The sequence below is a fragment of the Roseateles puraquae genome (genome assembly GCF_002205845.1).
GTDB lineage: Bacteria > Pseudomonadota > Gammaproteobacteria > Burkholderiales > Burkholderiaceae_C > Pelomonas > Pelomonas puraquae.
In genome coordinates this window covers 402,961-422,718 of record NZ_NISI01000002.1, presented here as the reverse complement: position 1 = coordinate 422,718, position 19,758 = coordinate 402,961, and the positions used below count along the sequence as shown (strand labels likewise).

Genomic DNA, 19,758 nt, shown 5'->3' with positions numbered 1-19,758 from the left:
TCCAGCCATGTTGCGCACGCTGACGATCACCACGCGCCAGCGCCAGGTCCAGGACGACCTGGCGTTCTGGCGCTCGCGCCCCGCCGCGGAGCGGGTCGCGGCCGTCGAGACGCTGCGCCTGCAATACGAGGGCCTGGCGGAACATCCTGATGCTCAACCCCGACTTCAAAGAGTTTGCCGAGTTACTCAACGCACACCGCGTTGACTACCTGGTGGTGGGGGGTTACGCCCTCGCAGCCCACGGCCATCCGCGCTACACCGGCGACATCGACTTCTGGATCGACCGCACCGACCCCAATATCGAGCGGCTGCTCGCGGCCCTACGGGACTTCGGCTTCGAGTCGCTGGGGCTGTCAGTGGCGGACTTCGGGCCGGACGCCGTCATCCAGCTCGGTCAGCCACCGCGCCGCATCGACCTGCTGATGGGCATCGATGGCGTGCAATTCACCGATTGCCATGCGCGTCGGGAGGTGATCGTCGTGGACGGCGTCGCACTGAGCTTCATCGGACTCGACGACTTCAAACAGAACAAGCGCGCGACCGGTCGCCTGAAGGACCTGGCAGACCTGGACGCGTTGGACGACAAGGCATCACCATGACCCTCCCCACCCACGTCAAGCTCCTCGATGTCGGCCCCCGCGACGGGCTGCAGAACGAGAAGGCGAACGTCGCCACCGAGCACAAGGCGCAGCTCGTGGCCATGCTGCAGGACGCCGGCCTGACCGAGATCGAGGTCACCAGCTTCGTCAGCCCCAAGTGGGTGCCGCAGATGGGCGACAACGCCGCCGTGATGGCGGCCATCGAGCGCAAGCCCGGCGTGCGCTACTCGGTGCTGGTGCCCAACATGAAGGGGCTGGAGCCGGCGCTGGCGAGCCGGCCGGACGAGATCCTCGTGTTCACCGCGGCCAGCGAGGCCTTCACGCAGAAGAACATCAACTGCTCCATCGCCGAGAGCCTGGAGCGATTCGCGCCAGTCATCGAAGGCGCACACGCCGCGGGCGTGAAGGTACGTGCGGCGCTGTCGTGCGCGCTGGGCTGCCCTTATGAGGGCGACATCTCAGCCGACCAGGTGGAGGCCGTCGTGCAGCCGCTGCGGGCCCTGGGCGTGGACGCGATCGACATTGCCGACACCATCGGCGTGGGCACGCCGCGCAAGGTGCAGGCTGCGATGGCGCGTGCGCTGAAGCATTTCCCGCTGGCGGAGGTGTCGGGCCACTTCCACGACACCTACGGCCAGGCGCTGACCAACATCTACGCCAGCCTCGAGCTGGGCGTGCACAGCTTCCATGCCAGCGTGGCGGGGCTGGGCGGCTGCCCCTACGCGAAGGGCGCGACAGGCAACGTGGCCAGCGAGGACGTGGTGTTCATGCTCAACGGCCTGGGCATCGAGACCGGCGTGGACCTGGATCGGCTCGTGGACGCCGGGGCCTTCATCTCCGGCGTGCTGGGCCGCGAACCGGTATCGCGGGTCGCGCGGGCCGTGCTCGCCAAGCGGGGCTGAGCCGGCCGCCGGGCGCTGCACAAGACGGGCGGCGCGTGTCGCTTGTCACGCGGCCTAGGGCTGCCCCGTAGATGCGGCGCGCCGTGGCGGGGGCTGTAATCGCGCCCATCACAAAAGCAAGACGTTGGGACAGCCTGGGGCCATGCGGCTGCCGGGCTGAACGTCGCCCTGGCCGCGATGAACCTGCAACCCCTGAGCCTGCACCGTGACCGTTTCGAGTCGGGCAAGCCCACGCCTTTCGCCATCTTCGATGTCGGCGGCCGCCTGCTGCTGGCGCGGGGGCATCGCTTCGAATCGATGGGCCAGCTGGAGAAGCTGATCGACCGCGATGCGCGGGTGGACGCCCGCGAGTTCGAGGACCGGGCGAGCACCATCGCCCAGGCCCGCCCGGAGCAACTGCCGGCCTTCTGGGACGAGAGCATGGGTGAGGTCGGCCACCTGCTGCGCGGCGCACCGGGGTCGGACTTCACACAGACGCTGGACCTCGCCTCACAACCGCTGATGGCCCTGATCGAGCGCGACCCCGACCTCGCCATCCTGCAGACCGTGCGCGCCGAGGCCGTGCAGGGCAGCGCGACGGCCTATGCCGCGCGCCACGCGGTGCACACCGCGACCGCGGCCTGCCTGGCGGCCACGCGCCTGGGCTGGTCCGTCAGGGAGGGGCAATGCGTGCTGCGCACCGCGCTGACGATGAACATCTCGATGGCCGAGCTGCAGAACCGGCTCGTGACCCAGGCCTCACCAGTCACGACGCTGCAGCGTGCCGAGATCCAGTCCCATCCCGAGCGCAGTGCCGCCATGCTGGAGATGGCGGGCGTGACCGACACCGACTGGCTGGACGCGGTGCGCCAGCATCATGAAGAAGACGGTGGCACCGGCTACCCGCGCCGGCCGGCCCAGGTGCATGCGGTCGCGCAGCTGGTGCACAGCGCCGACACCTTCACGGCCAAGTTCAGCCCGCGGCTGCGGCGCCAGCCCATCCTGGCCGATGCCGCCGCGCGGCTGCAGTACCAGGCGGGCAAGGGCGACGCGATGACGGCCGCGCTGATCAAGGAGTTCGGCCTTTACCCGCCGGGCTGCGCGGTGCGGCTGCGCTCGGGCGAAGTGGGCATGGTGATGCGGCGCGGCGAGAGCGCCAGCACACCGCGGGTGGCCGTGATGAGCGACCGCGCTGGCGGCGTGCTGGCCGAGCCGGTGATCCGCGACACCGCGCAGGCGCTGCATGCGATCGCAGCCGTCATCCCGCAGGCGGGGCTGAAGCTGCGCGTCGGTCTGGAAAAGCTCATCCAGGCGATGGCGGCCTGACGACGGCCAGGCGAACGGTCCAGCGCCCGCCGTCGTCGCAGGCCAGTTGCACCAGCCCCGGCCCGGGCACACCGCCGAGGCTGGCGTCACTCAGCGCGGTCAGCTCGCGCAGCAGCACGCTCACGCGCTCGTCCAGCCGCTTGGCCAGGCGCGTGAGGGCCACCGGCTCGCCACCGGGGGCCAGCTCACGCAGCGTCTGCAGCAGCTGATCCTGCATGCGGGGTCAGCACCACCGGGATGGATTTGCTGGTGGGCGTGCGTGCCGTCACCGAGAAGCTCTCCAGCGGCACCAGCGGGTTGGTCTCGGGGTAGTAGCTCGCCAGGCAGCCGCGGGGGATGTCGTAGGCCACCAGCAGGAAGCGCTCGGCCCGGCGCTGTTGCACATCGGCGCCGCCTTCGGCGCAGTAGAGGCTGGTGATGTCCACCCACTCACCGGCCGCCAGCCCCAGGTCCTTCAGGTCCTGCGCGTTGATGAACACCACGCGCCGGTGCCCGTAGACGCCGCGGTAGCGGTCGTCATGGCCGTAGATGGTGGTGTTGTACTGGTCGTGCGAGCGCAGTGTGGTCAGCGTGAACACGCGCTGGTCGCGGTGGCGCTCGGCCACCCGTTCCGTGGCCAGGTCGGTGGGCAGCGCATGGGCGCTGAACTCGGCCTTGCCGCTGGCCGTGACCCACACCCGCTCGCTGGCGGTGTTGCGCAGCCGAAAGCCCCCGGGGCGCTTGAGCTTGCCGTTGAAGCCGGCGAAGTCGGGCAGCACGGCCTCGATCTTGTCGCGGATGGCCGCGTAGTCGCCGGCGAGCTGCAGCCAGGGTGTGCGGCTCTGCGGCAACGCGGCGGTGGCCATGCGGGCCACGACCATGGGCTCCGACAGCAGATGCGGCGAGGCGGGCGCGTTCATGCCGTGCGAGAGGTGCACCATGCTCATCGAGTCTTCCACCGTCACGCCCTGCGGCCCGGTGGCCTGCACATCGATCTCGGTGCGCCCCAACACCGGCAGTACCAGGGCCTGGCGGCCGTGCACGACGTGGCTGCGGTTGAACTTGGTGGTGATGTGCACGGTCAGCTCGCACTGGCGCAGCGCACGCCAGGTGGCGGCGGTGTCGGGCGTGGCGGCGGCGAAATTGCCGCCCATCGCGATGAAGACCTTGCCGCGCCCGGCCAGCATGGCCTCAATGGCGCCGACCGTGTCCACGCCATGCGCGCGCGGCGGCTCGAAGCCGAACACCTGGCCCAGCCGGTCCAGGAAGGCTGCGGGCGGCTTCTCGTAGATGCCCATGGTGCGGTCACCCTGCACATTGCTGTGGCCGCGCACCGGGCAGGCCCCCGCGCCGGGGCGGCCGAGGTTGCCGCGCAGCAGCAGCAGGTTGACGATCATCTGGATGGTCGCCACCGAATGCCGGTGCTGGGTGATGCCCATGCCCCAGCAGGCGATGACGCGCTCGCTGCTGGCGTAGAGGTCGGCCGCCTGCTCGATCTGTGCGCGGGTGAGGCCCGACGCGAGTTCAAGCGGTGCCCAGGGCTGGGCCTGCACGCTCGCCAGGAAGGCGTCGACACCGTGCGTGTGCTCGCGGATGAAGTCGTGATCCAGCAGGCCGCGCTCCACCACGCGCTTGCACATGCCCATCAGCAGCGCGAAGTCGCCGCCGACCTTGAGCTGGAAGTAGTGGCTGCTGATCGGCGAGTCGCCCAGCGTCGCCATCTCCATCGCGTTCTGCGGGTCGGCAAAACGCTCCAGGCCCCGCTCGCGCAGGGGGTTGAAGCTGATGATCTTGGCGCCGCGCTTGCGGGCCGCGCGCAGCTCGCCCAGCATGCGTGGATGGTTGGTGCCAGGGTTCTGGCCGAAAACCAGGATGCAGTCGGCCTGCTCGAAATCCGCGAGCGTGACCGTGCCTTTGCCCACGCCGATGGTCGGGCGCAGGCCCGAGCCGCTGGGCTCGTGGCACATGTTGGAGCAGTCGGGGAAGTTGTTGGTGCCGTACTCGCGCACGAAGAGCTGGTACAGGAACGCGGCCTCGTTGCTCGTGCGGCCCGAGGTGTAGAAGATGGCCTGGTTCGGGTCAGGCAGCGCCTGCAGTGCCCGGCCGATCAACGCGAAGGCGGCGTCCCAGGTCGTGCGCTGGTAGCGGTCGGTCTCGGGGTCGTAGACCAGGGGCTCGGTGAGCCGCCCGGTGGCTTCCAGCTCGTAGTCCGACGCGCCCGCCCACTCGGCCAGGGTCTTCGCACCGATGACCTCGGGCGTGGCGCGGCGCGCGGTGGCCTCGGCCGCCACGGCCTTGGCGCCGTTCTCGCAGAACTCGAAGGTGGACCGGTGGTCACGGTCAGGCCACGCGCAGCCCGGGCAGTCGAAGCCGTCGGTCTGGTTGGCATGCAGCAGGGTCTTGGCGCCCTTCACGGGCACGCCTTGCTCGTTGAGCGTGCGAGCCACGCTCTTCAGCGCGCCCCAGCCACCCGCCGGGCCGTCGTAAAGCTCGATCTTCTGTTCACTCATGATGGGCTCGTGATGCACGAAAGCCCCGTGGCCTGGTCAGGTCACGGGGCGGTCAGCCTAGCAGGCCGGGCTCAGTGGAAGAACTTGCCGACGCTCAGCAGGGTCTTGTAGACACCCCAGGCCAGCGGCAGGCCCACGGCCAGCCAGGCCAGGGCCACCACGGCGGTCGGCGTGGCGGTGGCGGCGCCGCTGCCGGCGCCCACTTCCGCCGCGGCGGCACGCTCGTGCGCCAGCTTCTTCTCGTGGGCGAGTTCCTCGTCGCTCATGAAGTGCTTGTCGGCCACCGGGCGGATCATCAGGTTGGCGATCAGGCCGACCACCAGCATGCCCACCAGGATGTACATGGTCTGGTTGTAGACCTGCTCGCGCGGCAGGCCCAGGCCCAGCTGGTAGTCACGCATGTAGTTCACGACCACCGGCCCCAGGATGCCGGCGGTGGCCCAGGCAGTGAGCAGGCGGCCGTGGATGGCCCCCACCATCTGCGTGCCGAACAGGTCGGCGAGGTAGGCCGGCACGGTGGCGAAGCCGCCGCCGTACATGCTCAGGATGATGCAGAAGGCACCGACGAACAGCAACTTGGAGCCCGCCGCCGCGCTGCTCGGGATGCTGGCGTACATCAGCCCGCCCAGCACGAAGAACACCACGTAGGTCATCTTGCGGCCGAGCTTGTCGGACAGGCTCGCCCAGAAGAAGCGCCCGCCGATGTTGAACAGGCTCAGCAGCGCGGTGAAGCCGGCCGCCACGCCCGCGATGGCCGTCAGTTGGGCCTTGTCGAGTTCACCGAACTTGGCGCTGAGGCCGACCAGCGAGCCGCCGAACACCTCCTGCAGCATCGGGCTGGCCATGCCGATGACGCCGATGCCGGCCGACACGTTCATGCACAGCACGACCCACACCAGCCAGAACTGCGGGATGCCCCAGACCTTCTTCACGTGCACATGGCGCTGCGTGATCATGGCGTTGCTGCCCTGCGCGGCGGGGGGCGTCCAGCCCTCAGGCTTCCAGCCGGTGGGCGGCACGCGGTAGCCGAGGGCGCCACCCAGCATGAACACGAAGTAGACGAGCGCCATCACGATGAAGGTCTGCGTGACGCCAACGTCGGTGGACGTGGCGAACAGCTTCATCAGCTCCGCCGCCAGGGGCGAGCCGATCATCGCGCCGCCGCCAAAGCCCATGATGGCCATGCCGGTGGCCATGCCGCGCTTGTCGGGGAACCACTTGATCAGCGTGGACACCGGGCTGATGTAACCCAGACCCAGGCCGATGCCGCCGATGACGCCGCTGCCCAGGATCATCAGCCAGAACTGGTGCAGGTGGATGCCCAGTGCCGAGATCAACATGCCGCCACACCAACACACGGCCGACACCACGCCAGCCTTGCGCGGGCCGGCCCGCTCCAGCCAACCACCCCACAGCGCCGCGGAGCAGCCGAGGAAGACGAAGAAGAGCGTGTACATCCAACCGAGCGTGGAGACCTTCCAGTCACAGCTCGTGGTGAAGAGTTCAGCCCAGAAGCCGACGTCGGGGCCGCACTTGATGGCTTCCTTGATGCCCAACGCCTTGGACAGCGGCAGCCAGAACACCGAGAAACCGTACGCCATGCCAATGCACAGGTGGATCGCGAGTGCAGCCGGGGGCACCAACCAGCGGTTGAAGCCTGCGCCGGCGATGGTCCGCTCCTTGTCGAGCCAGCCTGCACCCGTCCGACCCGGACCGGGCACGGCACCAATTCCCACAGAGGACATGGTATTTCCCTTCGATGCGATGCGAGACGCTTAACGCCCCGGTTGTTATGACCCTGCACGACCGTGCAAGGGCGGCGCAGCATACGGGCACAAACAAGACCCGACGTTGAATAACCTCACCGTGCAATCCCTATCGCAGGGGTCAAGACGTAACGCGTTGTTAACAGGCCATCTCAACCGCGCGACGAATGTCTGCCGCAGCCAAAGGCGAGGCGGCCCGGCAAGGGTGTGGCGCACTTCAGTGCAGCCGGCTGTCAATGCGGACTTGCATGAGACCTCGCCCCGCGACGAGGCACGGGCGTTTCGGCGCCGACCGGCGCCCCGACGGGCGCCATGGCCTGCCCCGCTATCCTCACGGCCTGCCCCCAATTCGCCCCGCGATGCGACGAGTCCTGATCATTGATGACAACCCTGGCGTGGGCCAGGCGCTGGAGCTGCTGCTGTCCCTGCACGACATCGAGGCGCGCGTCGCCACGAGCCCAGCCGAGGGGCTCGCGCTTCTGGAGGCGCAGGCCTTCGGACTGGTCATCCAGGACATGAACTTCACGGCCGACACCACCTCGGGCGAAGAAGGCGAGGCGCTGTTCCGCGCGCTGCGCGCGCGCCGCCCCGACTTGCCCATCATCCTGCTGACCGCCTGGACGCGCCTGGAAGCCGCCGTGGCGCTCGTCAAGGCAGGCGCCGCGGACTACCTCGCCAAGCCGTGGGACGACGCCAAGCTGGTGGCCACGGTGGAAAACCTGCTGGAACTGGGCGAGGCCAACCGCGAGATCGCCCGGCTGCGGGAGGCGCGGCGCGAACGGCGCGCGGCGCTGGCGCGGCGCCACGACCTCGCCGGGCTGGTGTTCGGGTCGGACGCCATGCTCAACCTGCTGGAGTTGGCCGGGCAGATCGCGGCCGCACCGGTGCCGGTGCTCATCACCGGGCCGAATGGCGCCGGCAAGGAGCGCATCGCAGCCTTCGTGCATGCCAACTCGGCCGCGAAGGCGGGGCCCTTCGTGGCCCTGAACTGCGGTGCCCTGCCGGCCGACCTGATCGAGGCCGAACTCTTCGGCAGTGACAGCGGCGCCTACACGGGCGCCGCCAAGGCGCGCGTGGGCCGCTTCGAGGCGGCCGATGGCGGCACGCTCTTCCTCGACGAGATCGGCAATCTGCCGCTGGCCGGCCAGGTCAAGCTGCTGCGGGTGCTCGAGACCGGTCAGTTCGAGCGCCTGGGTTCGAGCAAGACCCGCCAGACCCGCGTGCGGGTGCTGTCGGCCACCAATGCCGACCTGCGCGCCATGGTCAAGGCGGGCAGCTTCCGGGAGGACCTGTTCTACCGGCTCAACCTCATCGAGCTGAAGCTGCCGCCACTGGCCGAGCGGCGCGATGACGTGCTGCCGCTGGCCGAGCACTTCCTGGCCGGCCGGGCGCGGCTGGGCGAGGCCGCGCGCGAGGCCCTGCTCGCGCACCGGTGGCCGGGCAATGTGCGCGAACTCAAGAACGCCGTGGAGCGGGCCGCGCTGTTGGGCCAGGGCGGCGAGATCACGCCCAGCCGGCTCGGCTTGGGCACTCTGGATGACGCCGGCCACGGCGCCTGGCGCAACCTCGACGAGCCCAGCCGCGAAGCCGTGCTGGCCGCGCTGGCCGAGGCCGGCGGCGTGGTCAGCCGCGCGGCCAGCCAGCTCGGGCTGTCGCGCCAGGCGCTGTACCGGCGGCTGGAGCGTTACGGGATCGCGCCGTGACCGCGCTGTCGCTGCGCGCCCGGGCCTTGCTGGCGCTGGCCGCCGCGGCGACCGTGCCGCCCCTCGTGATCCTGGGCGTGCGACGCCTCGGGCTGGCGCCCGGCCCGGCGCTGCTGGTGGCCGTGCTGGTGATGCTGCCGCTGATCGCCTGGCTGTCGGCCTTGTGGCTGTCGCCGCTGCTGCGCCTGACGCGCGCGCTGGAAGGCGCGGTGCTGAGCTACCGCGATGGCGATTTCAGCCTGAACCTGGCCCCCGATGGCCCACGGGAGCTGGCCCTGCTGACCCGGCTGCACGCCGAGCTGGGTCTGGCCCTGCGCGAACAGCGCCAGCACCTCGCCCAGCGCGAGCTGCTGCTGGACACGGTGGTGCAGAACACGCCCGTCGCCCTGGTGCTGACCGCCCCGAGCGAGCGCATCGCGATTGCCAACCTCGCGGCCCGGCAGCTGCTGGGCGACGGCCGCAGCCTGACCGGCCTGAGCTTTGCCCAGGTCATCGCAGACCTGCCCGAGGCCCTGCGCGAAGCCTTGTCGAGCGACGCCGACCGGCTCTTCGCCATGACGCTGGCCGATGGCTCGGAGGAGACCTTTCACTACAGCACGCGCAGCTTCCGGCTGCAGGGCCAGCCGCACCGGCTGCGGCTGCTGCGGCGCATGACCCGCGAGCTGTCGCGTGCCGAAGTGGCCACCTGGAAGCGCGTCATCCGCGTGCTGAGCCATGAGCTGAACAACTCGCTTGCGCCCATCTCCTCACTCGCCCACAGCGGCGCCGAACTCGCCAAGCGCGGCGACACCGAACGGCTGCGGCAGGTGCTCGCCAGCATCGGCGAGCGGGCCTCGCACCTGCATGGCTTCCTGGCAGGCTATGCGCGCTTCGCCAAGCTGCCGTCGCCGCGCCGCGAGCCGGTGGCGTGGCCGGCGTTCCTGGACCACCTGGCCACGCTGGGTGAGTTCCGCCTGGAAGGCGCACTGCCCGAGCGCCCGGGATGGTTCGACCCCGCACAGATCGAACAGGCCCTGCTCAACCTGATCAAGAACGCCCATGAATCGGGCAGCAACCCGGGCGAGGTGGTGCTGCGCGTGCAGGCGCACGGGGCCGAACTGCACCTGGAGGTGCTGGACCGCGGCCCCGGCATGAGCGAGGCCGTGCTGTCCCAGGCGCTGCTGCCGTTTTATTCCACCAAGCGCGCGGACACCGGCAGCGCCGGAGGCACCGGCCTCGGGCTGGCGCTGGCGCGCGAGATTGCCGAGGCGCACGATGGCCGCATCGCGCTGGCCAACCGCCGCCGCGGCGGCCTGCGGGTGAGCCTGCGGCTGCCGCTTCCGGCCACGGCGCCCAGCACGCCCGCCGAGCCGCGCTGAGCCGCGCTGGGCCGCGCTGGGCCGCGCTGGGCCGCGTCAGGCCCGGGAGAAACGGAAAGTTACCTCTTGCCGGGGGCGCATTGGCGGCCCCTTTCCGGCCGCGCCGGGCGGGAGCGCGCCGGCACGCAGGGCCGATGGCGACGGGCCGGACGCCCGACGGCCTCCCCGTGAGCGAATGCGCGCCACGGCCGCCTTCCTCGCATCGAGGGGTGGTTCCAGTCCTGGGGTCACCCCTAACATGCGGCGCCATGCGCATGCCCAATCTTTCCCTGCCGCCACCGGCCGCTGCTGCTCCGCTGGAGCAGGGCCAGGCGCTGGGTGTCTGGCGCCTGATCAAGCCGCTGCCGGACGGCGAACAGGCCCATGCCGGCCAGTGGTACAGCGCCCACCATGGCCTGGCGACCGAAGAGCAGGCCGCCGTGCTCGTGCTGGACCGCAGCGACCAGGGCGCCGGCGTCATGCTGCGCTATGCCGACCAGGCTGGTGACCTCGGCAAGCTGCAGCACCCGCAGATCGCCGTGCCCAGTGACAGCGGTGTGACGCCCGACGCCCACCCTTACCTGATCGTGGAAGGCACCCACGGCGAGCCTTTGCTGCCGCGCCTGCCCGAGATCGGCCTGCGTGAACGCATCGAGCTGCTGGTGCAGCTGTGCGAGGCGCTGCGCTCGGCGCACCAGCAAGGCTGGCTGCTGGCTGAGATCGACCCCGCCATGATCTGGCTCGACCCCCAGGGCAAGGTGCGCCTGATGGGCCTGGGCCTGACCCGCATTCCCGACCCGACGGACCCCTTCGACCGCGGCCTGAGTCTCGGCGCCTCGCCGGCCTTCGTGGCGCCCGAGCGGCGCAACGGCGCCCCGCCCAGCCTCGCCAGCGAGGTGTATGGCCTGGGCGCGCTGGCCCGCGGCTTCGTGTGCGGCTGGGAGGACACCCCCAAGGGTCTGGCGCCGCTGCGCCAGCAGGCGGCGCAGGCCTGGCCGACGCTGACCGAAGAGCAGCAGGCCAAGCTCGACACGGTGCTGCGGGGCGCCACGGCCGAGTCGGCCGAGCTGCGCACGCGCGGTGCCGAGGGTCTGGCCGATGAACTGCGCGAATGGCTGGCGATGAGCCCGGCTCGCAGCCTGCCGTCTGCAGCAGGCGATGCACCGGCCCGCAGCAAACCCGCCTGGTGGAAGCGTTGGCTGCTGCTCGGGGCCGCGGCGGGCATCGCCGTGCTGGCCGCGGCGGCTTACCTGCCTGAACGAGCCCCGCCGACGGCGCAGGCCCACCCACACGCCCAGGGCTGAAATCGCCTGGGCGCATCCCACTCGTTGTGGGGATAGCTTGGGGGTGCATCGCCGCCAGCGCTCGGCAACAATGCGCGCCTCTTTCGCTGCAGGCTGCCATGGACCGACCCTTGCGCGCGACCCCGATCGCCTCCGTTGCCCCGCTGCCCCAGGGCCGGCTGGCGCCTTGCACTCTGGCTGACGCAGCGCCGCTGCGCCGTGGCCGCTGATGGCTGCGGTCGGCATGCAACCCGCGCCCACCGGCCTGCTGGGCCTGGGCAAGGTCCAGCTTCACCTGCCGCGCACCGCGCGGCAGCGTGGGGCGCTCGCGGCAGCGGTCGGGCTCGGTGCGCTCGGAGCGGCACTGGCGTGGCACCACCCGCTGTCCGGCACGCTCGCGCTGGCCGCCTGGATGCTCGTGGCCGGGCTGGCGGCGCTGTTCTGGGTCAAGACCCCGGTGCTGCTGTTCGCGCCCCTGCCGCTGATCGGGCTGGCCCCATGGACGGGCTGGATCAGCTTTGAGGAAATGGACCTGCTCGTCACCGCCTGCGGCTGCGGCGGCTACCTTGCCTACGCGCTGCAACTCAATGCGCGTGACCGGGCGCCCGCGTGGCGCCACGGCCTGGCCTACTCGCCGGTGGTGGTGCTGCTGATCCTGGCCCTGGCCGCGTCAGCCGCCTGGAGTCTGCACCGCGGCGTGGCCGATGCCGGCGGCTGGGTGTTCGGCTGGTTCCAGGGCTATCACGAGCCCATGAACTCGGTGCGCAATGCCAAGGCCGTCTTCCTGGTGCTGGCACTGCTGCCGCTGTGGACGGCCGCTGCAGCGGCGCGCCCCCGGCGCTTCTCGCGCGGGCTGCTGCTGGGGCTGGTGCTGGCCCTGGCCGCGGGCAGCGCCGCGGCCCTGTGGGAACGCCTGGCCTATACCGGCCTGCTCGACTTCTCCACCGACTACCGCACGACCGCGCTGTTCTGGGAAATGCATGTCGGCGGCGCAGCCCTGGACGGCTTCCTGGTCATGACGCTGCCCTTTGCGGTACTGGCCCTGCTGCGCACGCGCTCGCCCTGGCGCTTCGGCGTCGGCCTGGGCATCGCGCTGCTGGCGGCCTATGCCTGCCTGACGACCTTCTCCCGCGGCGTCTACCTGGCGCTGCCCATCGCCCTCGTGCCGATGGTGCTGCTGGCCGACGCCCAGCGGCGCCGCGCTGCCAGCACCGACCCGGCGACCAGCACCCTGGACAGCAGCCTTGGTCCGGTGGATGCCCCCCTGCCGAGGCTGGCCAAGCTCGGTGCCCTCGCGCTGGCAGCGGCCTTTGCGATGGCGGCGGCGCTGGTGTTCGGCGGTGGCGGGTACCGCGGGCTGCTGGCGCTGTTCTTCGTGATGGTGGTGCTGCTGACCATGCCCGCCAGCCTGTGGCGGCCGAGCCTGGGGCAGCGACTCATGGCGGTGCTGATGGGTGCGGTGCTGGCCCTGCTGCTCGGGGCCGCCAGTTGGGCCCTGTCGATGGCCGTTCCCAAGGCCGCGTATGTGCTCAACGCGGTGGCCACCGTGTGCTGTGCCGTGCTGCGATGGCGCGATGAACCGCAGGCCACGCGCCCGGTCTATGTGCTGCTGGTAACGACCTGCTGGTTCTGGCTGCTGGCCACGATGGTGATCGTGGCGGACTACTGGGGCGGCACGGCCGGGCGCTGGACCGCGCTGGCCGCCGGCCTGGCGCTTGCCGGCGTGTGGGCCGCCATGCTGCTGGAGCCTCGGCTGTGGCCGCTGCAAGGGGCGGCCAATGCGGGCGCAGCCGGCTGGCGCAAGCGGGCGCTGCTGGTTGCGGGCCTGCTGATGGTGATGGCCCTGGTCGCCGCGCTGGGTGGCGGCAGCTACCTGCGTGACCGCGTGGCCAGCTGGAAAGGCGATGGCCAGACCCGGCTGACGCACTGGCGCGAGGGGCTGCGCCTGCTGCACGGCGGTGAGCAGTGGCTGCTCGGCAAGGGCGCGGGCCGCTTCGTGGCCAGCAACTTCTTCGACGGGCCGGCCAGCGCGCAGGCCGGCGACTACCGCCTGCGCCATGACGACGGCGACACCTACCTCGCGCTCACCGCCGGCAAGCACCTGCTGGGCCATGGCGAGGTGTTCCGCGTGAGCCAGCGCATCAGCGCCCCGGCGCCCGGCCCGGCGACCGTCCGGGTGACCTATCGCACCGCCACCGAGACGGTCCTCTACCTCGAGGTGTGCGAGAAGAACCTCATCTACCCCGACCGCTGCACCGGCACCTATGTGATGACCAAGCCGCAGGCCGGCCCCGCCGGGGCGCCCCCGGCCTGGCAGACCCAGGATGTCGCCCTGGGTCAGGTGGAGGCGCTGGGGGGCCGCTGGTGGGCGCCTCAGTTCGTGACCTTCTCCATGGGCCTGGAAACGCGCGGGGCTCGCATGGACATCCGCCAGATTGCCCTGCAGGACGCGCAGGGCCGCGCGTTGCTCGTGAACGGCGACTTCGGCCGGGACATGGCCCGCTGGTTCTTCTCCAGCGACCGCAACCACCTGCCCTGGCACATCAAGAACGCCGCGCTGCATGTGCTGTTCGAGCAGGGGCTGGTGGGCCTGGCGCTGCTCGGGGGCGCTTTCCTGCTGGCGCTGGGGCGGCTGAGTGTCGGCCGCGGGCGCGACCACCCCTTGGCGCCCGCCGTCGTCGCCGGGCTGCTCGGCTTTGCCGTCGTCGGTGCCTTCGACAGCCTGCTGGACGCGCCTCGCATCGGCTTCCTCTTCTTCTCGCTGCTGCTGCTTGGGCTGGGGCTGCGGGCGCTGCCGGGCGAGGGCGTGGCGCGGGTGGCATGATGCGCGACCCATGTCCAGCGCCCCGCCCGTTGCCGGCCTGAATCCGGCCCAGCTCGAAGCCGTCCATCACCTCAGCGGCCCCTGCCTCGTCATCGCTGGCGCCGGCTCGGGCAAGACGCGGGTCATCACGACCAAGATCGCGCAGCTGCTGGTGTCGGGCTACCGGGCCAGCCAGATCGCCGCCATCACCTTCACCAACAAGGCCGCGCAGGAGATGCGCGAACGCGCCAAGCAACTGGTGGGCAACAAGGCCGCCAAGGACCTGGCCATCTCGACCTTCCACTCGCTGGGCGTGCGCCTTTTGCGCGAGGAAGGCACGCGGCTGGGGCTGAAGGAGCAGTTCTCCATCCTGGACAGCGACGACGTGCTCAATGTGCTGAAAGACGCCGGCGGCACCACCGACATGAACCAGGCCCGTCGCTGGCAATGGACCATCTCGCTGTGGAAGAACCAGGGCCTGTCGCCCGCCCAGGCCGCCGCCGTGGCGCAGGATGACGACGAACGCGCCGCGGCCGCCGTCATGGTGCGCTACCAGGAGCGCCTCGCGGCCTATCACGCCGTCGACTTCGACGACCTCATCACCCTGCCACTGAAGCTGCTCTCCACCGACGCCGAGGCCCGCGCCAAGTGGCAGGACAAGCTGCGCTACGTGCTGGTGGACGAATACCAGGACACCAATGCCGTGCAGTACGAGCTGCTGAAGGCCCTGGTGGGCGAGCGCGGCATGTTCACGGCGGTGGGTGACGACGACCAGTCCATCTACGGCTGGCGCGGTGCCACCATCGAGAACCTGCGCCGCCTGCCGCAGGACTTCCCGGCGCTCAAGGTCATCCCGCTGGAGCAGAACTACCGCTCCACCGGCGCCATCCTGCGCGCCGCCAACAACGTCATCGCCGGCAACCCCAAGCTGTTCGAGAAGAAGCTCTGGAGTGAGTACGGCGACGGCGAGCCCATCGTGCTGCTGGAGGCCGACGGCGAGGAGCACGAGGCCGAGCGCGCGGTCGCTCGCATCCAGCAACTGCGCGCCGATGGCAAGGGGCCAGCCTTCAAGGACTTTGCCATCCTCTACCGCGCCAACCACCAGGCGCGCGTGTTCGAGCAGGCGCTGCGCCGCGCCCAGATTCCCTACAAGGTCTCGGGCGGCCAGAGCTTCTTCGACAAGGCCGAGATCAAGGACCTGTGCGCCTGGCTGCGGCTGCTGGTGAACCAGGACGACGACCCGGCCTTCCTGCGCGCCGTCACCACGCCCAAGCGTGGCATAGGCCATGCGACGCTGGGCGCCTTGAGCAACTTCTCGGCGCAGTGGAAGTGCAGCATGTTCGAGGCCCTGTTCTCCGAGAGCCTGGCCACCGCTGTCACGCCGCGTGCGCTGGCCGGGCTGCACGAGTTCGGTCGTTATGTGAACGACCTGCAATACCAGGCCCGCCACACCGAGGGCCACACCGCCGCCCACACGATGCTGACGCAGTGGCTCAAGGACATCGCCTACGAGCAGCACCTGCTGGAGAACGAAGAGAACGAGAAGGTCGCCCAGGCCCGCTGGGGCAACGTGCTGGATTTCGTCGACTGGGTGGCCAAGCGCTGCGGCGGCCAGCACAGCGAGGAAGGCGGCGTGAGCTTCACCGAGCCCAAGCAGAGCGTGCTGGACGTGGCGCAGACCATCTCAGTCATCCTGTCGCTGGCCGAGCGCGGCGAGGAGCAGGACCAGGTCACCCTGACCACGCTGCACGCCTCCAAGGGCCTGGAGTGGCCGCACGTGGTGCTGGCGGGCGTCAACGAGGGGCTGCTGCCCTTCAAGCGGGAGGAGGCTGAACTCACCGCGGAAGCCCTGCAGGAGGAGCGGCGGCTGATGTACGTGGGCATCACGCGCGCCCGGCTGACGCTGGCCGTGTCCACGCTGCGCCGGCGCAAGAAGGGGCGCGACACGGTCGTGGGCGTGCCCAGCCGCTTCCTGGCGGAGATGAAATTGCACGAAGGCGGTGCGCGTGAAGACCCCCGCGAGCGCCTGAAGCGCATGCGCGAGGAACTCGCCGCCAAGGCAGCCGCCCGGGCATCCTCAGCAGGTCAAGCCTGAATCGCTCATTCGGGGGGGTACCCCCTGAGCGCGTGAAGTGTTCACAGCCTTGCCACGCTAGGCTGCGAACAATGCGTTTCAGCTTTTTCTTTGCATGGTGAGCCCATGAAAGTCCTGGTCATCGCTGTTGCCCTTGCTGCTGCCACCTCCTTCGCTTCGGCGGGGGCTGCGCGTGATGCGCGCGCGCTGGAAGCCGCAGACAAACCGACGACCACCGTGCTGGCTGACGCAGGCAGCCTGACGGGCCCCAGCCACCTGACCGCATTGAACGGCGGCAGCGCGGCCCCCTGGGCCACCGGCAATCGTGACGCCAGCCCGGACTTCGACGCGCTGGCCGAGCAGGTCGACCCCGGCATGCTGCTGGTGGCGCTGGGGGTGGCCGTGGTTGCCCTCGCCCGCCCGGTGGGCCGTCTGTTGCGCCGCCAGGAGCAGCAGCGCCGCGCCGTGGCGCTGGCCAGCACCCTGGGCCAGCAGACGCCCCGCAACTGAGGGCCTCGGCCCAGCCCGCCGCAGGGTGACCTGCGTCACGGGACGGCCACCGGCCTGTGGGGGTGGTCGATACAAAGCGTGAAGTTTGCACCCGGGTGCAAGGCGGTCAGGCCGAAGAATCGCGGCCACAACAACGCCCTTCGGCCTCGAACATGAACCGCACGCTGTCCCTGCTCGCCGTCGCCCTGCTGCTCGGCACCAATCTCTCGGCCCATGCCGCCCCCGTCAACCTGCTGGTCAATGGCGGGTTCGAAAGTACGACGATCAGCAACGGCAGCTGGATCAACACCGCCAGCATCGCCGGCTGGAGCGTGCTCGCCGGCCCGGGCACGGGCTTCGAGGTGCGCAACAACGTGGCGGGCGCGGCCAAGGAAGGCCGCAATTTCATGGAGCTGGACACCAACGGCAACACCACCATCGGCCAGACCCTGAACGGCCTGGTCAGCGGCGCCCTCTATGACCTGAGCTTCTGGTACTCGCCGCGCGAATTCCAGGCGGCGTCCACCAACGGCATCCAGGTGTTCTGGAACGGCTCGCTGCTGGACGCCACGCTGACGGGCGTGGGCGGCAGCGGCAACGACTGGAAGCAGTACCAGTACCAGGTCACCGCCCGCAGCGGCAGCAACCTGCTCAGCTTTGCCGCAGTCGGCACGAGCGACGGCGTCGGCGGTAGCCTGGACAACGTCAGCCTGAGCAACCATGTGCCGGAGCCCGGCAGCCTTGCGCTGACGGCCGTTGCCCTGCTCGGCGCCTTCCTGCTGCCCAAGCGCCTGCGTCGTCAGGCCCAGCAACGCCGGGCCACCGCCCTGGCCAGCACGCTCCAGCAGCGCTGAGCGTCTGCGCGAGCGCTCGCGCAGGCGCCTAGATCGACAGCGGGTCCACGTCGACCGCCCAGCGCAGCACCGCCTTGTGCTCGCGCTTCAGGGCGATGAGCTGTGGCACCCAGCCCCGCAGGAAGGCCTGCAGCCGCGCGCGCTGTGAGGCCTCCACCAACATCTGCATGCGCTCCACGTCGGCCACCCGCGCCACCGCATGCGGCACCGGCGGGTAGACCAGCACCCCTTCGCCCTGCGCCAGACTGGCCGCGGCCTCCAGGAAGGCCTGCGCGGCCTGTGCGGTGCGCGCCTCGGCCCGCAGCAGCGCCAGGTGCGAAAACGGCGGCAGGCTGGCCGTGCGGCGCTCGGCCAGCTGGTCGCGTGCAAAACGCTCGTAGTCGTGCCGCGCCAGCGCCTGGTAGAGCGCATGGTCGCGATGCCAGGTCTGCACCCACATCTCCGCCGGCGTGTCACCTGCCGCGTCGCGGCCGGCCCGGCCGCCGGCCTGCATCAACAGCGCAAACAGGCGCTCGGGCGCCCGGAAGTCGCTGCTGAAGAGCGCACCATCGGGGTTCACGGCCGCCACGAAGCGGATGCGCCGGAAGTCGTGCCCCTTGGTGATCATCTGCGTGCCGACGAGGATGTCCACCTCGCCGTCATGCACCGCCTGCAGCTGCGCCTCCAGCTCGCCCTTGCGGCGGGTGGAATCGGCGTCGATGCGCAGCACCCGGGCGCCGGGCAGGGCCTCGGCCAGCTGCTCCTCCAAACGCTCGGTGCCGCGACCGATGGGTGCGATGTCGTGGTTGCCGCAGTTCGGGCAGGCGCGCGGCACGCGCTCGGTGAAGCCGCAGTGGTGGCAGCGCAGCGTGCGGTCGCGCTTGTGGAACACCCGCCAGGCGCTGCAGTGCGGGCAGTCGCTCTTCCACTGACATTCGCCGCAATGCAGCACCGGGGCATAGCCGCGCCGGTTCAGGAACACGAGGCTTTGTTCGCCGCGGTCGAGCCGCTCCTTGAGCGCCGCCAGCAGCGGTGCGGTCAGCGCGGTGGTGACGCCGGGCGTTGCCGGCAGCGACTTCATGTCGAACAGCTTGACCCGCGGCAGCGCGCCACCGCCGATACGGGTGCCGAGCGTGAGCCGCTCATAACGCCCCGACTCGGCGTGCTGCCAGCTTTCGAGCGAGGGCGTGGCCGAGCCCAGCACCACCGGGATGCGGCGCTCATGCGCCCGCCAGACGGCCAGGTCGCGCGCGGAGTAGCGCGCGCCGTCTTGCTGCTTGTAGGACGGGTCATGCTCTTCGTCCACCACGATCAGGCCCAGCTCAGGCAGCGAGGCGAACACCGCCAGCCGCGTGCCCAGCACCAGCCGCGCACGGCCGAGATGGGCCGCCAGCCAGTTCTGCAGGCGCTGGGCCGGCGTCAGGGCGCTGTGCAGCGACACGATGGCCAGCGGCTCCGGCAGGGCTGCGGCAAACCGCTCGGTGAAGCGAGCCTCGAGTTGAGGCGTCAGGTTGATCTCGGGCACCAACACCAGCACCTGCCGGCCCTGCGCCAGGGCCGCCTCGGCAGCCCGCAGGTAGACCTCGGTCTTGCCGCTGCCGGTCACGCCGAACAGCAGCTGTGGCTTGGGTCCGGCGGCCTGCATCTGGGCCGCGATGCGCTCGACCGCCACCGCCTGATCGGCGGCAAGCTCTGGGCGCACAGGCTCGGCCGGCGCCGCGCCCGGGCGCGCCTTGCGGTCGAGCTTGCGCAGCCGCGCCACCAGCTGCTCCGGCGACAACTCGCGCAGCTGAGGCGGCAGCACCGCGCTGGCCAGTTCGCCCACGCTGCGCTGGTAGTAGCCCGCCGCGAAGTCGAGCAGGCGGCACCAGTCGGCACCCAAGGGGGCCAGGCTGTCGAAGACGGCGGTGACGGGGCGCAGGGCAACCCCCGGCGCCACCTCAGCCTCACCTGGCCACACAACCCCCAACAGCTCACGCTTGCCCAGGGGCACCCGCACCAAGGTGCCCGACGCAAGCGCCTGCTCACTGGCGTAGTCAAGCGGGCCGTTGAGGCCGCTGTGCTGCGGCGCGTCCACGGCCACTCGCACGGTCACTGCGGCGGTAGGCTCAGGCACGTACCGCTCCAGGCTTCTTGTGAAGCATCAGCTCAGCAAGTGGCTGCAAGTCCATGATT

General features: G+C 70.5%; 15 protein-coding genes. 11 read left to right on the top strand and 4 right to left on the bottom strand.

Annotated elements, in window-relative coordinates:
- Window positions 1-7: 7 nt before the first annotated feature.
- From CDO81_RS28005 to CDO81_RS09005, 4 genes are all read left to right on the top strand, one after another.
- Window positions 8-205, top strand: coding sequence for a hypothetical protein (locus CDO81_RS28005; protein ID WP_158218205.1), 198 nt, complete (start codon window positions 8-10; stop codon window positions 203-205).
- The gene (locus CDO81_RS09015) at window positions 150-599 is read left to right on the top strand and encodes a nucleotidyltransferase family protein (RefSeq protein WP_088482840.1); all 450 of its coding nucleotides are present in this window, start codon (window positions 150-152) and stop codon (window positions 597-599) included. The genes CDO81_RS28005 and CDO81_RS09015 overlap by 56 nt, the downstream gene beginning before the upstream one ends.
- On the top strand, window positions 596-1,501 hold the full coding sequence (locus CDO81_RS09010) for a hydroxymethylglutaryl-CoA lyase (protein ID WP_088482839.1): 906 nt from the start codon (window positions 596-598) through the stop codon (window positions 1,499-1,501). The genes CDO81_RS09015 and CDO81_RS09010 overlap by 4 nt, the downstream gene beginning before the upstream one ends.
- 177 nt (window positions 1,502-1,678) lie before the next feature.
- On the top strand, window positions 1,679-2,806 hold the full coding sequence (locus tag CDO81_RS09005; RefSeq protein WP_088482838.1) for an HD-GYP domain-containing protein: 1,128 nt from the start codon (window positions 1,679-1,681) through the stop codon (window positions 2,804-2,806).
- On the opposite strand, the gene CDO81_RS09000 is transcribed toward CDO81_RS09005, so the two are convergent.
- From CDO81_RS09000 to CDO81_RS08990, 3 genes are all read right to left on the bottom strand, one after another.
- A complete protein-coding gene (locus tag CDO81_RS09000; RefSeq protein ID WP_088482837.1) occupies window positions 2,784-3,023 on the bottom strand; it encodes a hypothetical protein in 240 nt (79 codons plus the stop codon). The genes CDO81_RS09005 and CDO81_RS09000 overlap by 23 nt on opposite strands.
- On the bottom strand, window positions 2,992-5,295 hold the full coding sequence (locus CDO81_RS08995) for an FdhF/YdeP family oxidoreductase (RefSeq protein WP_088482836.1): 2,304 nt from the start codon (window positions 5,293-5,295) through the stop codon (window positions 2,992-2,994). Before CDO81_RS08995 ends, CDO81_RS09000 begins: the two co-directional genes overlap by 32 nt.
- A 71-nt stretch (window positions 5,296-5,366) precedes the next feature.
- A complete protein-coding gene (locus tag CDO81_RS08990; protein ID WP_088482835.1) occupies window positions 5,367-7,040 on the bottom strand; it encodes an OFA family MFS transporter in 1,674 nt (557 codons plus the stop codon).
- A 380-nt stretch (window positions 7,041-7,420) separates the two neighbouring features.
- Between CDO81_RS08990 and CDO81_RS08985 the strand changes: the two genes are divergently transcribed.
- The 7 genes from CDO81_RS08985 (at window position 7,421) to CDO81_RS08955 (ending at window position 17,604) form a co-directional block, all read left to right on the top strand.
- Complete coding sequence (locus tag CDO81_RS08985; protein ID WP_088482834.1) at window positions 7,421-8,764, top strand: sigma-54-dependent transcriptional regulator; 1,344 nt, start codon at window positions 7,421-7,423, stop codon at window positions 8,762-8,764.
- Window positions 8,761-10,122, top strand: a complete 1,362-nt coding sequence (locus CDO81_RS08980; protein ID WP_241516926.1) for a sensor histidine kinase — start codon at window positions 8,761-8,763, stop codon at window positions 10,120-10,122. Before CDO81_RS08985 ends, CDO81_RS08980 begins: the two co-directional genes overlap by 4 nt.
- Window positions 10,123-10,376: 254 nt before the next feature.
- On the top strand, window positions 10,377-11,405 hold the full coding sequence (locus CDO81_RS08975; RefSeq protein ID WP_144397174.1) for a serine/threonine-protein kinase: 1,029 nt from the start codon (window positions 10,377-10,379) through the stop codon (window positions 11,403-11,405).
- Between the two features lie 223 nt (window positions 11,406-11,628).
- Window positions 11,629-14,208 (top strand): hypothetical protein, encoded by a 2,580-nt coding sequence (locus CDO81_RS08970; protein ID WP_144397173.1) that lies wholly within the window; start codon window positions 11,629-11,631, stop codon window positions 14,206-14,208.
- Window positions 14,209-14,218: 10 nt separating this feature from the next.
- Window positions 14,219-16,282: an ATP-dependent helicase gene (locus CDO81_RS08965; protein ID WP_088482831.1), complete on the top strand. Its 2,064-nt coding sequence runs from the start codon at window positions 14,219-14,221 to the stop codon at window positions 16,280-16,282.
- Window positions 16,283-16,387: 105 nt separating this feature from the next.
- Window positions 16,388-16,771, top strand: coding sequence for a hypothetical protein (locus CDO81_RS08960; RefSeq protein WP_088482830.1), 384 nt, complete (start codon window positions 16,388-16,390; stop codon window positions 16,769-16,771).
- Between the two features lie 152 nt (window positions 16,772-16,923).
- Window positions 16,924-17,604 (top strand): hypothetical protein, encoded by a 681-nt coding sequence (locus CDO81_RS08955; RefSeq protein ID WP_193466490.1) that lies wholly within the window; start codon window positions 16,924-16,926, stop codon window positions 17,602-17,604.
- A 28-nt stretch (window positions 17,605-17,632) separates the two neighbouring features.
- Here the strand turns inward: CDO81_RS08955 and CDO81_RS08950 are convergent, their stop codons facing one another.
- Entirely contained in the window at window positions 17,633-19,699 is a 2,067-nt protein-coding gene (locus CDO81_RS08950) for a primosomal protein N' (RefSeq protein ID WP_193466489.1), read from the bottom strand.
- Window positions 19,700-19,758: the final 59 nt, after the last annotated feature.